At 34.0% G+C, this 15,562-nt stretch carries 8 protein-coding genes and 2 pseudogenes; 2 read left to right on the top strand and 8 right to left on the bottom strand.

What is annotated here, in order from left to right; translation table 11 throughout:
• Positions 1–364 precede the first annotated feature (364 nt).
• From H6F32_RS11960 to H6F32_RS20560, 5 genes and pseudogenes are all read right to left on the bottom strand, one after another.
• On the bottom strand, positions 365–4,633 hold the full coding sequence (locus H6F32_RS11960) for a helicase-related protein (protein ID WP_190369558.1): 4,269 nt from the start codon (positions 4,631–4,633) through the stop codon (positions 365–367).
• Positions 4,634–4,765: 132 nt separating this feature from the next.
• Positions 4,766–5,242, bottom strand: coding sequence for a DUF3368 domain-containing protein (locus H6F32_RS11955; protein WP_190369557.1), 477 nt, complete (start codon positions 5,240–5,242; stop codon positions 4,766–4,768).
• A 4-nt stretch (positions 5,243–5,246) separates the two neighbouring features.
• Entirely contained in the window at positions 5,247–5,522 is a 276-nt protein-coding gene (locus tag H6F32_RS11950) for a UPF0175 family protein (RefSeq protein ID WP_168359366.1), read from the bottom strand.
• A gap of 232 nt (positions 5,523–5,754) precedes the next feature.
• Complete coding sequence (locus H6F32_RS11945; protein ID WP_190369556.1) at positions 5,755–8,985, bottom strand: type ISP restriction/modification enzyme; 3,231 nt, start codon at positions 8,983–8,985, stop codon at positions 5,755–5,757.
• Positions 8,986–9,907: 922 nt separating this feature from the next.
• Positions 9,908–10,006 (bottom strand): annotated as a pseudogene (locus H6F32_RS20560) (N-acetyltransferase); the annotation flags it as partial.
• A 75-nt stretch (positions 10,007–10,081) separates the two neighbouring features.
• Between H6F32_RS20560 and H6F32_RS11940 the strand changes: the two are divergent.
• Entirely contained in the window at positions 10,082–11,449 is a 1,368-nt protein-coding gene (locus H6F32_RS11940) for a DNA cytosine methyltransferase (RefSeq protein ID WP_190369555.1), read from the top strand.
• A gap of 1 nt (position 11,450) precedes the next feature.
• On the opposite strand, the gene H6F32_RS11935 is transcribed toward H6F32_RS11940, so the two are convergent.
• On the bottom strand, positions 11,451–12,254 hold the full coding sequence (locus tag H6F32_RS11935; RefSeq protein ID WP_190369554.1) for a TdeIII family type II restriction endonuclease: 804 nt from the start codon (positions 12,252–12,254) through the stop codon (positions 11,451–11,453).
• Positions 12,255–12,276: 22 nt separating this feature from the next.
• Positions 12,277–12,777 carry a GNAT family N-acetyltransferase gene (locus tag H6F32_RS11930; protein ID WP_190369553.1) on the bottom strand — a complete coding sequence of 167 codons (501 nt, stop codon included), beginning with the start codon at positions 12,775–12,777 and terminating at the stop codon, positions 12,277–12,279.
• On the opposite strand from H6F32_RS11930, the pseudogene H6F32_RS20555 reads away from it, so the two are divergent.
• Positions 12,739–12,936: pseudogene (locus tag H6F32_RS20555) on the top strand (peptidase S51); the annotation flags it as partial. The gene H6F32_RS11930 and the pseudogene H6F32_RS20555 overlap by 39 nt on opposite strands.
• A gap of 180 nt (positions 12,937–13,116) precedes the next feature.
• On the opposite strand, the gene glyS reads toward H6F32_RS20555, so the two are convergent.
• Positions 13,117–15,264 (bottom strand): glycine--tRNA ligase subunit beta, encoded by a 2,148-nt coding sequence (gene glyS, locus H6F32_RS11925; protein ID WP_190369561.1) that lies wholly within the window; start codon positions 15,262–15,264, stop codon positions 13,117–13,119.
• Positions 15,265–15,562: the final 298 nt, after the last annotated feature.

Below are 15,562 nucleotides of genomic sequence, written 5' to 3'. Positions count from 1 at the left end.
ACCAAAACCCTTGAAAGGTGGCTTGAAGACGGGAAAATCGAAGGCATCTTTACCCAGGGTGGACAAAGAAGATATAACCTTGATTCAGTTATCCCTATTCGACAGGGCAATCCCACAGACGAACGAGGTTGAGCGATCGCCTGACCAAGATGAAGTAAAATTTTATCTCTAGTAAAATCTGCTGCTCGTGCCGATTTTGCTAGAATAATATCAGTATTGAGTTTAAATCACAAAAATATAGTCAAACATAGTCAAATATAGTCAAATATAATCATTTGTGTTATGATTGGAGAATGAAACTATCTGACTATGCAAAATCAAAAGGAATAAGCTATTTGGTGTCAGTTTCAAAAGTTATTAATATCTAATCAATAAAAGTGAATAAAAGTGCAGATAAAGAAATTTGCATACTGCTAGGTTTAATCCCTTCAGTGAGAATAAGATTTAACTTATCTGTATCTTGAACTAATTGAATGACAAATTTTTCATCATCTAAACTGGTTTTATCTCCATCCGTATAATCTTTTAAAAGTTTTTGTACAAGTTTACGTTCCTTCCAAGAATTAAGTTTTTTGAGTGTACCCTTAACCATCACTCTATCTAAACCATCTGGAAGGCTATCAAGCCTACTTAGCCGACGTTGAATTTTGCTAATCCGTTCAGATGTAATATTAATGTTTTCTAAAGTTTCCGGCTGTTCTAATTCTGCACTACGTTGTTGTTTTAATTTTACCAGTTCGTTGTAAATTGATTCAGCCGATGATAGTAAGTATTTTGAGGAAAATATATTCTTGGCTATGGGGGTTTTGATAGCAGTGGCGATCGCTAAACCATAACCGTCTTTTTCTCCTGTGATATTGTTCCAAAATAGGGTTTCTTGTTTGTCTGTAATTGGTTCACCATTGGGTCCAAAATATCGCACTGTTAAGGCTATTAGTCCGGTTGGTTGGTTTGGTTCATTGATCCGACCTACAGCAATGGGATTGGCCTGATAATCTTCACCTAATCTTTTTAATAATTCACTCAATTCTTCACTGTGTAATATTTCATTTTGGGTGTAAACATCTCGATTAGTTTCTTGTTTTTTATAAGCATCCTCTTGTAAATTACTTTGTTCCATTTTCCTAGCTTTCACTAGACTTTGAATAAAATCTACATATCCTGGTAAAATTTCATCGTCAAATAATGTATCACCATAAATAGAAGGTCCTAAGGTATTAATACTAGAAATAGTGGGAATGTGAGGATTATTTTCAATATTTGTGACGTTACCATCTTGTTGAGCTAATTCACCTACCAGTTTTTTATGTAAATTTGCTAGTCGAGATGCTTGTCTAAGTAGTTGACTTTCACTGTTTGCATAATAAATATAAATATGTTCTGCTTTGTGTTGTTTCGGTCTATCAATCCGTCCAATTCTTTGCTCTAAAATCATTGGATTCCAAGGTAAATCAATATTAATTAAATAATCAGCATTTTGCAGATTTTGACCTACTGATAAGGTTTCTGAACCAATTAATACGTTAATTTCTTCTTCTTTTGTAGGGCGTTCTGTAGGATTTTTACAGGTAGCATTGGGGGCAAATAATCTCAAGATACTTTGGCGATTTGAAGTAACTGGACTGCGTTTAGGTTGTAATACGTTAGCAGGGCTGATTTTTTGGGCTTTGTCTGAATTGTTGGGGTAATATAATTTTGTAGAACCAATTAACATTCCAATGCCTTTAGATGCGATCGCACTATCACGAGTCATGTAACGGTAATAATCAATCACGGTATCACTGAATGTAGAAATTAGTAGTACCTTATGTCCCAGTTTGACTAACTCGCGGACTTTTTGGGTAACTTGTTGTTTTTTGTGATCAACTAAAAATTCATCTATTAATAAAGTTTGAATTTGCTTTAATTGTTGTAAGTCATTTTCACAATCATTCAACATCCGATAATAAATTTTTTGGGCATTGCTAGGATTATCTCGTAAGTTATCTGTGAGAATATCAATAGAACGTCTTAATTGTTGACGTTTTTGTTGTTGTTGTTGTTCTGCTTCATTTTCGTCATCGTCTTCTTCTTCATAATCTTCATCTTTATAATCTTCATCTTTATAATCATCTAAGAAACTTTCTGGTTGATTTTTTTTATCTGATTCAAAATTGTAATGAATTAGTAAAAATTCTTTGAGTCCGTCTGCATCAGGAGAAACTGACTCTAAACGGGTCTGCATCCCTTGAATCCGATCACCAAAGTTTTTGATAGTTCGACTTAGAGCATACATACTAGATTCAGCCCGTTGGAGAAAAAACCGGCGTTGGTTGGCTAGTAAACTGCGCTGTTCTACATTACCTGTTAAATAACGAATAGGGTCAGCAAAAGGAATATAAAGACTAGTTTCAAATTGGGTAAAAATTTGGTCTAGTGCCTGTTCGGTACTAACTTCAAATTGCACTGGCAACCATTCCGCTACCCGTTTGGCATATAAGTTTAAATCTGGTGTAGCTTCCCGCAGCATTTGTCTAGTGCGCTGCAAAAACAATTCTCGATAAATACGGCGGAATAGTTCTGTATCATCTGTAAAGTTTTCTACACCAGTCTCTCGATTTTCAAACCACTGAGTAACTTCGGCAGGGAATTTTAAATCTTTAAAGCCCTCTGGACGGCTGATAAATGGTGAAAGGATGTTATAAATATCTTCCCTGCGGTTATTCCAAGGTGTAGCGGTTAAAAGCAGAAAGTAACGTTTTCTGTTATATTTTCTATCTTGTTCCTGAATTTGTACACAGGTTTTGTGAATACGGTTTCTATAATTGCGAATACCTTCATGGGCTTCATCAATAATTACTAAATCTGGTCCACCATAACGATTAAAGTTTACTAGGAAGTCTCCACCCTTACGACTCATCAGGTTTTTGTTATAAAGTTCGTAATCTTTGGGTTGAAATCCTAATTCTGCTAATTCCCTTTCCCAGTTAGCATGAAGTTTTTTAGCAGCGATAATAGCGATTTTTATTTGTCCATTCTGCTGACGATATAATTTGGCAACGGTAGCAGCTAACCGGGTTTTACCTAAACCTACGGCATCTGCACAGATAGCCACACCAAAATCTTGCATAACTCTTAGACAATGTTGCGCTCCTGATTTTTGGTGTTCAAATAAGATGTTTTGATTTAACAGTTCATCAAGTAAATCACTGCGTTCTACTCGAAACTGTTTAGGACGCTGTTGTGCTAACCAGTAAAGGAAGTCTTCCGGTGTGCCATGATTACCTGCTAAAATCATTTCTACCGCTTGTTTAAATCCTTCAATTTCTGGAAATTCAGGAATTTCTAAAGATTGACTAACTACAGGCGGTTTTTTGGGTGTTGTCTGGTAAGTTCCCCCGGTGGTTTTGACTTTCAACTCCAGGGGTGTTGGTGGGTGATCTGGATCTACTTTAACTTGGCCAATGATCCGTTCTGGTTCTTGGTTGTCAATGGTGACAGTTACCCACGGATCATCAATAATTTCTATTGTTTCTATTTTGTCTAGGTTTTCACCCGTAATTTCAACGGTTGTAGTTTCCCCTGGGGGAAATTCTTCAGGGGTAATAGATTCTATAATTGGTGTTTTTAACTGACTGCGCCGTTCTCGTTCTGTTAATACCTGTTGTAAAAATTCTAGGCTTAAGTCAAAGGTTAAATCTTCTTGTTCCCATTCTGCATCAAATTGATTAATACTGTCTAATATTGCTTCTGTATCTAATTCATCCCAAGAATATAAAAAAGTTACACTTTCAGCATTGTTAGAATGTGCAGCGCGAGTAAAATTATCTGAACCGTCATGTTGAATATGGTTTTCTAATTGGTCACTGAGAATACCTGTTTTTTTATGATAGATGGCTTTACCTGATTCCATCTTAATTAGTTTGATTTGTAAAAATCCCAGTCTGACTAATTCAGCTAATATTTCTGTATTACTTAACTCACTGTCTTCTAAACCCTGAAGAAATTCTTGTAAAGTGCGTTGAGCAAATTCGGCGCGATAATTGGGGTCGTGTAATTTTTCTAATTCTTGAATATCTGATTTTTTAGTAAATCCCTGCCAGTCCATTAATAAACGAATTTGTCCTTCTGTTTGAATAATTGCGGCCAAGGGTTCTTCATATAATTTTAAAACACCACTATCAAAATAAGCAGTGGAACGACGATAAATTTTACTGCGTTCCAGGGCTTTAGTGAAAAACTTATGATATTTATCTAAATCATTTGGTAAATTAAAACGGCGTTGACGACCTGTAATTTCTAAGAAACTTCCTGTAAATAAGGCTTTTTCTTTGGTGACGTTTTCTTGTTTTAGGAAGTTTTCAATGATGCTAAGTTTGGATGTTCTTAGTAAAGTAGTGCTGGGTAAGTCACCTTGTTTGATGGGGGTGTATTCAAAGATTTTGGCGGTTTTCGGGTCTATTCTTAATAGTTTATAAGTTGCTTGTTTGTTACCAGTACCTAAGAATTTTACGACTTTATGCAGTAGGTTGTCTGCGTCACGATGTTTGAATATTAGCCAATATTGATTTTCAATGCCTTTGATGGGATTACCTTGTAGTAGGTAGTAAGGGCGTTGTTTCCGAATTAGTTCCTGGATAAAGTTTTCTAGCATTTGATTAAGAGTTAAAAAAAGGACTTACGCACGATGTTACCAAAACCCTGATTATTGTGTAGCGGTAATTCATGAATTACCGCTACTTTCGTGATGTTTTGCATAAGTCCTGAAAAAAATAAATCATTTTTCTTAATAAGAATGACGTTTCAATAAAGAATTTAGCAATGATGATGAAGCTCGAAAACTTGTTTTTTGTAAACGACTAATAACATCAGGTAAATCAATTAAATTTTGAGATGCTGCTTGCTCTAAAACTCCCAGTAAACCAGTCACTTTTAAACCGCGTTCGCTGGCAATTTTTCTTCCTAGTCCATCATCAATAATAATTAAATTGGCATTTTCTTTTTTCGCTAAAAGAATAGCTGCTGTTTCTCCTGGATCTAAAACTTCTAAATCTGGACTTCCAGAAATATCAATATTTTTAATAATTAACCAACCAGGAGAATCATTAATCCAATTCCGAACTAAATCTGGTGATTTTTTATGAGATAATTCTTCTTGAACTACCTGGGGAATTAGCACTTGATGATAAAGTTGAGCAAGTATGTCAATTTCATCAATTAACACTAGATAACAAATTGGAGAGGTATCACATATAACTAACATTATTCTATAAAATGCCTGATTCTTGTAATTCTTGATGTGTTTGGTGATCTTGCTCTAAATCCATTTCATTATAAGCTAGATCAATGCCTTGAGATTGCAAAAAAGTATCTACCTCTAAACGGGTTTCCATACCTAATAATTCTCTTAATTTACCTACACTAATTAAACCTTGACGATAAGCCTCAACTGTAATCATTTCCATGATTCTACTATCTAAATCACCCCATTTTTCTGTCAGATGATGAGCTATAGCATCGGGTAAAACAATAGAAATTTGCATATTTTTTTCCTTGTCAGAATCAGGTGGTTATCGAGCGTAATCAGAATCAGGTGGTTATCGAGCGTAGTCGAGATAATGTCCAGGATTAAAGAATTAACAGGATGAAAACAGAGATTTTCTAGTTACAAATATTCAGGTCTATTTATAACTGGCAACTTAGGTTGTTATCAATTACCTACCACCTTATGGTAGCATATTTTCACTATAGTAAACATCAAGACGGTTAAAACATTTACTGAATAGGCCACTCTGGTATTACATCATCAATTAACTGCATTAACTCCATAGTTTCTTTAAGTGCCACAACCACACGCTGATAATGTTGAATGTCATCATCATTTAGGGTGCGGCCTTTGCGGTCTTTTAGCCATTTTTGACATACTTGATAACCTCCTATATAAAAATTCCAAACTTGTTCTGGTACTCCCATAAATTTGTCACCTTTTTTGTTGATGACTACTGCACCCTTGGTATATTTAGGATGTCCTGCGTCTACTATTTGACTACCACCATTTTCTGTAAATTGGGTAATCAGATTGTTTAATTTAGGTGATTTCATTAGGTGCAGTGCTACTAATTGTTCTCCATATTCTGCAAGTTGACAGAATAATTCATTGTTACTGGTGAGGGGAACACGGGGGAAGTCTATTTTCAGAAATTCAGCGTAGCGGCTGCGGTATGTCGGGGAGTGGAAGATGGCGTATATGTAGTAAAATATGGTTTCTGGAGTGGGTAAATAACCAAGGTTTAATTCTATTTTTTTAACGAAGTTTTCAGAAAAATTGGGGCGTTTTTGTTGTTGGAGTTCTTGGGGTTTACTTGTGTCGGGATAGAGATAAAGGGGAAATAAATAATTAATTTCTTTTGTTTTATTTGAAACTGTACAACTTTCTGTAACATTAGAACCTACATAGCATAAGTTCCAAATACTTTTTTGAGATTGTTGACGACAAGCCATCAAAACTAAATTATCACCTAATAACATATTTTTCATAACTTCGGGACGAGGCATACAAATAAAACCTCTACTTTTTCCAGTATAATAAGTGAATTTAATATCAAAAGGTCTGTATAAAATTGGTATAATTTTACTTTTATCAATTTCACTATTTCTAATATCATCTTGTGCCAATTCAACTTTCCAATCTCTTGAATCTTCACCTAAATTATATTTTTCTCTAGCTTCTTCAATATCTAAAGCAGCAAAATCATTAACAATATTCCAAACTTCTTCAGGACTATCTTGAATAGTTAATTTATCCCTAGCTGTCACAATACCTACAGAATTTACAGGCATAACATCAGTTATTTTAAAATACTGCTCATATTCTGCAAATAAATCTGTATCTTGAGGAATTAATAAATAAAACTCAGATTGTGGTTTTACTTCTTTAAAATTAGTAGTATTAACGGTATTTTCAGTCAATACATTATATTTGTACCCCCTCAACCCATATAAATGGGCATGATGAGTATATTTATCTTTTCCCTTAACAGCTAAAGTAATACTTACGCCCTGTTGAATATCAAAGACATTTTCATCTTTACCACCATCTAAATCAGTTTCTTTTTTCTTACTATTTCCATGTAAATCATAAATATAAATCCCATCAAAACTATTAATCAAATGCTGACGCATTCCCCTGAAAGTAGGATTATCTAAGAACCCATGATTACTAATAAATGCTAAAATTCCTTGTCCAGATGTATCAATTCGCCATTGTGCAAATCTAATAAATTTAACATAATCATCCTGTAACCATTTTGGATTTTTCTCACCTAAAGATTTACCATCAACAAAATAATAATTATTAACTAATTCCTTAATCCAAGGATTATTATTTTCAGAATGTCCTGAATAGGGAGGATTACCAATTACTACCATAATTGGTTCTTGTTTTTTAATCCTAGAACCTGCTTTAGCTTCTTCAGCAATTAATTCCTCCATTTGGGGAATAGCTAGGTTTAACTGTTGGGTTTCATTCCTTAATGTAATATCTTCTAAAGTATTAATTAAATAGATTCCCAACCGCTTACCACTATCAACTTGATACCCTGTTTCTTCTAAAAACAACCCTATTTTTAGATGTGCGATCGCATAGGGAGACATTAACAACTCAAAACCAAATATTCTAGGCAACAACCGTTCTTTAACATAACCAGACCAAGACTTATCATCTAACCCTGCCGTGAGTGCTGCTGGTGACTCCTGAAAGCGTTGATATATGAGTTTACAAATCCATAATAAAAACGTACCAGTACCACAAGCAGGGTCAAGAATCATCACTTCTGGATCAGCCAAACCCAAAGGTTTATTAAACTTTTCCTTCACTAAAATATCTACAGAACGCACCATGTAAGAAACCACAGGTTCAGGAGTGTAGTAAACCCCCCGACGTTCCCGCATTTGTGGTTTATATGCTGCTAAGAAATCTTCATAGAACCGAATGACAATATCTTCCCGGTTCATTTTCATCTCAAAGTCTGAGAGAATCGCATCCATTTTAGTAGCACGAAGGATAATGAAAATATCAGCGATCGCTCCTATCAATTCATCACCCAATTCTTCAGCACTGCGTTCGGAAACATCCTTAAACAACTTACGCAGAAATGGGTTAGTTTCTGGTAACTGTTTCCAGGCTGATTTTCTATCAAATAAAGTTTCTTTTGTCCGTCCTGCTTTTTTATCTCTGACATGACCAAATACCCTAGCTGTAAACAAAGCATAGGCTATGGTTTGGGCATAAATATCAGCAAAACTATAATCCTTCTCGTTATCTGAACTGAGTTTGAGAGAAGGTAATAATTCCCGTTGAAAACTCTTGAGTAATGTATGTAAATACCCATCTTCCTGTTCTTGGTTGTAAACTTTGGGTATAACCTGTTCAATTTCGCGGGCTGCTTGTGCTAATTTTAAGGCTAATTCCTTAGCAGTCTTAATTGGTTCATAAAATACCCATTCCACCAAAGGAACAGACATTAAACCTCTAGCAGCAATAGGTAATTCCCCTTGTGTGAGACGCTTTAATCGTGCCAGTAATTGATCGTCATGCCAATCAAAAGTTTCAATTTGCCGTTGACGTAATCCACCCTCACCAGGAAGTATTAAAGGTATTCTGCCATTTGTCTCTTCACTAGGTAACAGTAAATACATTACTGGCTGTTGTTCAAATATTCGGCTTGTGTAATGCCCGTAAATTTCTTGTTGCTGTTCTTTAGCAGTTAAAAATCTTTTAGCTTCTGAGTCTGTAATATCTGCAAGTTCATCATAAAAACCTACTGCTATGGGGCAAGTTTCCGCAGCTTCATTTTCATCACTACCGGGGCGCAAGTACCAAAATCGTGAACCTTCCGGATCAAGTTCTTTCACCGGGTATCCCAACAGTTGACGCAATGCCTCAACACGGCTATTTTTATCCTTGCCTTTCATTACTACTTGCAACTGTTTTGATGTGAAAGTCATTTGCCCCTCTTATCAATAAATTAATAAATTAATAAGTTAACTAGTTCATCAAATATTCAAATATTCAAATAGCGATCGCATAACTGCCCGTCCGAAGCACCGCTAAATAAAAATTTCTCGCTTACACTGTCAAATATTTCTGTAACAATTCCTTACCTTGTTCCCCCATTTCCTCAATCTTTTGCTGAATTAACTGCATAGCAATTGATGAAGGTGTAGAACGCCCCTTTTCCCAACGGTTAAAGTTCCATAAGTCACACCTAGATAAGCCCCAAACTGTTCTTGAGTAAGTCCAGTAAGCAACCGTAGTTTCCTTATTAGTCCCCCAACTGCGGGCTGTTTAACTAGTAGTGGTCTTTTTAGTGTTTGTCTCATTACTTGATGTAACAAGTGATATAAGCTGTTGTTCCTTTAACTTGAATAATTAATACAAGCAAGATGCTTGTGCTACTGTAACTTCAGGTTTTTTAATTATACAGTGAGTGCTGCACATTAGCTTATCAGTTAATATGATAACAGTATCTAAATCTACTTGGCAAGTATTTTACTGGTTTATTTTTGTTGAGTTTTGTTAATAGCTAGATATTTTCTGTAACAAAACTTTAGCAGTGAATACTAGGCAATCTTTATTAAGTTGATGCTGGTAAGGCTTCTATAGTCATAACGTTATAGTTACAGGACTTCCGGATATAATTAGGTACACTTTATTTTCTATTTTCAGGCATAAAGTAGAAGTTAAAAACCAAGAATTTTAGACTGTACCTCATAACAAAGGAATCTGCTGCATATCATCTAAAACTTGATAATTAGGATTTTTTTGATGTTGGAAAAAATTCCTGATAGATTGTTTTAAATTATCTTTGATATATCTTTGATAATTTTTTTAGTAAAGTCATCTATGCTTTACAATTCCTCATGATCATTAACTCTCAATTAAATTCAACCCTAAAATTATTAAGTCTCTTTCTACACCATCTAAATCAGCAACTTTAGGTAAAAGTCCCCAATGTTGAAAACCGAAAGCAGTATCTTGAATGTTATATTTAATGTTATCATATAACTACAGTAACATTTATTTTTAAAAACAACTGAAAACATGAAGACTATCTTTTCCAATACCTCCAAACAAGTAGAACTACCTTTAAACTTACTCACTACAAAACACAAATTTACCTTTATTGATTTATTTGCAGGTATTGGAGGATTTAGAATAGCCTTAGAAAAATTAGGAGGTAAATGTTTAGGTTATTCAGAAATAGATAAACAAGCAATTCAAGTATATAAGCAAAACTTTATTAGTTACTTAAATACCAATGAAACTGAGTTAGGAGATATTACTAAAATTAATGAACTTCCTCCAAATGTTGATATAATTGTTGGTGGTGTTCCTTGTCAACCTTGGTCTGTTGCAGGAAATTTAAAAGGATTTGACGATCCTAGAGGAAAATTATGGTTTGATGTAATTCGGTTAGTTAATAAAAGTCGGCCACAAGGGTTTATCTTTGAAAATGTCAGTGGTTTAGCAAGTCCTAAAAATAGGGATAATTTAGAACTAATTATTAATGAATTAACAAAAATTGGCTATTTTGTCAAGTGGCAAGTTCTCAATGCTTATGATTTTGGTTTACCACAAAATAGAGATAGAGTGTTTATTGTGGGAGTGAGAAAAGATATAGAGAAGAAAACAGATTATCAATTTCCCCAACCATTAAATATACACCCAAAAGTTTTAGATATTTTAGAAGAATTGAAGAATATCAAGGTAATTGAAAAAGTTAAATTAGATGCAGATACTTTATTTAATGGTACAATTCCTCCATCAAGAACAAGATTTCAAAAAGATGATGAATTAAATGATTTCTTCATTTTCTCTGACTTAAGAAATGGACATACAACAATTCATTCTTGGGATATTATTCCAACAACTGATAGAGAAAAAATGATTTGTTTAACTCTTTTGAAATATCGAAGAAGTAAGAAATATGGAGAGAAAGACGGTAATCCTTTATCTTTTGATAATTTTCGAGAGATTATTACTGATATAGATATTAGTGAATTAACCACATTAGTAGATAAGGGAATATTAAGGTTAACGGTTGATCACAAGTATGAATTTGTCAACTCTAAAAACATGACAGGTATTAATAATATTTACAGAATTATTTTACCGAATGCTGATATTTTCCCTACTTTAACTGCTACTGGTTCTAAAGATTATATAGCAACTGTTTCTATTTACGCAAGTCATCCCCAGCAATATAAAAATATTTTCCTGGAAAAAATTTATCATCCGAGAAAATACATTCCTATTACTGCAAAACACGCTTGTAAATTACAAGGTTTTCCTGATGATTTTACATATCATAAAAAAGATGAAGTTGCTAAAAAACAGTTTGGAAATGCTGTACCTATACCTGTGGTTGAGTATGTGACTAAAGAGTTACTAAAAATTATTAATATTTAATTTATTCATTGGGGTAAAATATATCATGAAATTCTGCTGCGAAATTTTCTTTTCCTAACTCAATAAAAAGAGATTGTAAATCCTCAAATGTATTTTTCTGTCCCGAACAAAAATCCCAAAATTCATTTTCTACATAAATATCTCTTTCAATATCCAGAGGAGACGCTAATAACATACTTTTTTGTTTTTCATACCATGATTTTTTAAAAGGATTAAAAGGAATAGCAATACGCGCTTCTAATTGAACATCTGGGTTTTTAGCTAATCTGTAAGCATACCATTCTAACAGTTGTTTATTAAATCCCTTAAATCCACTTTGATTTGGTTGAGTAGTTTTTATATCAAAAATATACTCAACATCATTTTTTAAAAAGTAAATATCTACTCCTGTACCTGGAGGTGGAGATGTATATTTAAGTATTTCTTGATCATTAATTTGTAAAGCAGCATTCCTCAATCTTTTTATACATTCTTGTGTGGAAATTCTTTGGTTATTATACTTATTCTCTCTTGCATCAATTAGTTTATTTAACTCCTGTTGTAAAATTGCTGGAAATGGTTCTGGTCGCAAGATTTTTGAAGTTATAATTTCAAATCCATTTAATGTTGCTAAAGTTTTAGCTATGGGTTCCCAACAAGTTGTACCTAAACTTGTTTCTAGTCCCCCAATTAAAGAACGTATTCTTCTTTCTGTGGGAAATATATCATCCAAGACTTGATAATTAGGATTTTTTTGATGTTGGAAAAAATTCCTGATAGATTTTTTTAAATTATCTTTGATAATTTTTTTAGTAGAATCATCCATGTGTTACATTTCCTGATGATCATTAACTCTCAACTAAATTCAACCCTAAAATAATTAAATCTCTTTTCACACCATCTAAATCAGCAACTTTAGGTAAAAGTCCCCAATGTTGAAAACCGAAAGATGAGAAAAGTTTTAAACTAGGTTCATTATGAGCAAAAATGAAACTCATAAGATTTTCAATCCCTAAATTTGGACATTGACTAATAGATTCTTGTAAAAGTTTTTTACCCAAACCTTGTCCTTGAAAATTAGGAGAAATATAGATACTAATTTCCGCCGTAGCATGATAAGCTGCACGATTATAAAAAGATTGAAAACTCAACCATCCACCAATTATACCATCAATTTCTACCACCCATAAAGGCAGATGGGAAGGAGTTCTTCCTTTAAACCAATTTTTGCGACTTTCTATAGACACAGGTTCTAAGTCTGCTGTGGCCATGCGTGTAGGAACAGCCGCATTATAAATTTCTACAATAGCATCGGAAAAGGAGCAGTATATTTCGTTTTTGGTGATCATCTTCCTGAAGTTTGTCAACCAGGACAACCTTTGACTTTTTATGATTATAAAATTTGGCGTATTCCTAGAGGTGATACTTTTGATTTGAATCGCATACCATCACGGGGTTATTATTTATGTAGTGTCAAAAAAGGTAAGTTTGATTCAGATCCTTATTGATCTAAATTCCCTGGAAAATACTAGATATGGAGAATGAATATTACAGGCAGGATGCCCGTGCTACTAGAATTACAGGCAGGATGCCCGTGCTACTAGAATTACAGGCAGGATGCCCGTGCTACTAGAATTACAGGCAGGATGCCCGTGCTACTAGAATTACAGGCAGGATGCCTGTATTAATTACAAGTTTTTGACAATTGCACCAAAATCAGCTAAAACACGACTATGGTTTCTTAATAATCCTAGCAGATTTAACCGATTTTCTTTAATTTGTGGATTTTCATCCATGACTAAAACACTATTTTCTCCATCAAAGAAATTAGTTACAGTGGGAGCAATTTTTACTAGTTCGCTAACTAAAAGTTGATAGTTGCGACTTTTTTGAGACTCTTTTGTTTGGGGAACAATATTGACTAATGCATTGTAAAAATCACTTTCTGATGTCTTTTGAAATAGTTGAAGATTGATGAATTTCTCTGGTTCTAATTCCTGATAATTTAACTTTCCTTGGGCTGCTAAACGAGTGGAACGGTTGACAGTTTCATAGATTTTATCCATTGTACCATCTTTGCGGATTTGTTGTAAATAAATTGCGCGATCGCGCACATCTAATAAATTTGTTAATGCCCTTTCTGCGTATTCCACATCATCTCCTAAAACAGCATTTACCAAATCATAATCTATTTGTTTTTCGTCCTGTAATAAACTTTTCAATCTTTGCAGGAAAAATTCCCGTAATTTAGTAATTAAAGATTTAGCATCTTTATTAAAAGTTGTAGCAAAATTTTGGGCAATTTCATCAATTAAACCTCCTAAATTAATCTGTAAATTAGCATTCCAAGTAATATTAATAATCCCATTTGCTGCCCTTCTCAAAGCAAAAGGATCAGAGGAACTTGTGGGAATTGCACCAATACCAAAAATACAAATTAATGTATCTAGTCTATCAGCAATTCCTACCACTTGGCCAGTTAATGTCTGCGGAAAAATATCATTAGCATTTCTGGGTAAATAATGCTCAAAAATAGCAGTGGATACCTGATGATTTTCTCCATTAGCTAAAGCGTACTTTTGTCCCATGATTCCCTGTAATTCAGGAAACTCATAGACCATTTGCGTTACTAAATCTGCTTTACATAATAATGCAGACCTTTGTATATCAAGACTTTGATGCTTTTCTAATAATAGTTGATTACTGATTTTTTCCCCATTAATCACTATTCTATTAACTTTGGATCTCATTGAACCTAATTCTTCTTGAAAAGTGACCTTTTCTAATTGCGGTAATAGTGTTTCTAAATGTTTACTTAAATCAGCTTCATAGAAAAATCTACCATCTGCTAAACGCGCTCTAATTACCTTAGCATTGCCACTAGCAATTACATCAGATTTAGCAGGATCACCATTACTAATTGTGATAAAATAAGGTAGTAATTCCTCACACTTCTCATTTTTAAACACAGGGAAATAACGTTGATGACTTACCATTACTTCCGTAATTACTTCCGTTGGTAAATTTAGAAAATCCTCTTCAAATTTACCAATAACTGCGGTAGGATATTCTACTAAATTGATAACTTCCTTTAGTAAATCTTGGTAAATTGGGGTATATCCTCCTAATTTTGCAGCCGCATTCTTGACTTGTTCAATGATGATATTTTCTCTTGTTTCTGGAGTAACAATCACATAACCATCATTGAGAGAGTTAACATATTCTGATGCTTGGGAAATAGTGATATTTTCAGGATGTAAAACTCGATGACATCTAGTCATGCGATCGCTTTTAACAATCTTCTCACCATTTTGTAATTCTAATGGTAAAACATCCCCATTTAATAATGCCACCAACCAGCGAATAGGACGGGAAAATCTGCCATCTCCACTACCCCAACGCATCAATCTTTTACCCTCTAAACTCCAAACCCATTGAGGAATTAATTCTTGCAATATTGCTGATACTGGACGACCAGGAATTTTCTTATTAATAAAGATAAAATTACCTTTTTCTGTGCTACGAATCTCTAATTTAGAAATATCTACTCCTTGTTTATTTGCAAAACCAATTGCCGCTTGAGTAGCTTGTCCATCTTTAAAAGCTGCTTGTGCCGCAGGTCCTTTAATTTCTTCTGTTCTATCCGCTTGTTTTTCTGGTAAACCCGTGATAACCACAGCTAACCTGCGTGGAGTGCCATAAACTTCCACTTTTTCGGGATTAAGGCCGTGATTAGCCAAACTTTGCGGAATTAGCGATCGCCATTGTACAATAGCGCTACCCAAAAAATTAGCTGGTAGTTCTTCTGTACCAACTTCTAATAAAAATGACATCATCATAGCCTTCTGCTTATTTTCATTGCGTGGCTTAATATTATAGCGGTTTTCATTTCCATAAGCACATCTCACCTTCAATTAACTGTTAATTAACCATCAATTGATAATTATTAAAAAAAGATTAAGATTAATAATTGACAATATTTGCAAGATTATTGATAATAAGAGCAATAATTTCACGAAAATAGGTCGTTTCAGCCCTTGACATTTTTCGTTTTTCCTGGTATGGTATCTTAAGTGATATAATTGGCTTAGGCTATTTGTGGTAGTTTTCCATATAGCTCTTGTAACGCTCTCA

Origin of the sequence: Anabaena sp. FACHB-1237 (genome assembly GCF_014696225.1) — a bacterium.
In the GTDB taxonomy this organism is placed as follows: Bacteria; Cyanobacteriota; Cyanobacteriia; order Cyanobacteriales; family Nostocaceae; genus FACHB-1237.
This window is presented reverse-complemented; position numbering and strand designations above follow the sequence as displayed.

Excerpts from the sequence above, each read along its gene's own strand:
- H6F32_RS11960 (WP_190369558.1), bottom strand. The coding sequence starts at position 4,633 with ATGCTAGAAAACTTTATCCAGGAACTAATTCGGAAACAACGCCCTTAC.
- H6F32_RS11955 (WP_190369557.1), bottom strand. The coding sequence starts at position 5,242 with ATGTTAGTTATATGTGATACCTCTCCAATTTGTTATCTAGTGTTAATT.
- H6F32_RS11950 (WP_168359366.1), bottom strand. The coding sequence starts at position 5,522 with ATGCAAATTTCTATTGTTTTACCCGATGCTATAGCTCATCATCTGACA.
- H6F32_RS11945 (WP_190369556.1), bottom strand. The coding sequence starts at position 8,985 with ATGACTTTCACATCAAAACAGTTGCAAGTAGTAATGAAAGGCAAGGAT.
- H6F32_RS11940 (WP_190369555.1), top strand. The coding sequence starts at position 10,082 with ATGAAGACTATCTTTTCCAATACCTCCAAACAAGTAGAACTACCTTTA.
- H6F32_RS11935 (WP_190369554.1), bottom strand. The coding sequence starts at position 12,254 with ATGGATGATTCTACTAAAAAAATTATCAAAGATAATTTAAAAAAATCT.
- H6F32_RS11930 (WP_190369553.1), bottom strand. The coding sequence starts at position 12,777 with ATGATCACCAAAAACGAAATATACTGCTCCTTTTCCGATGCTATTGTA.
- glyS (WP_190369561.1), bottom strand. The coding sequence starts at position 15,264 with ATGATGTCATTTTTATTAGAAGTTGGTACAGAAGAACTACCAGCTAAT.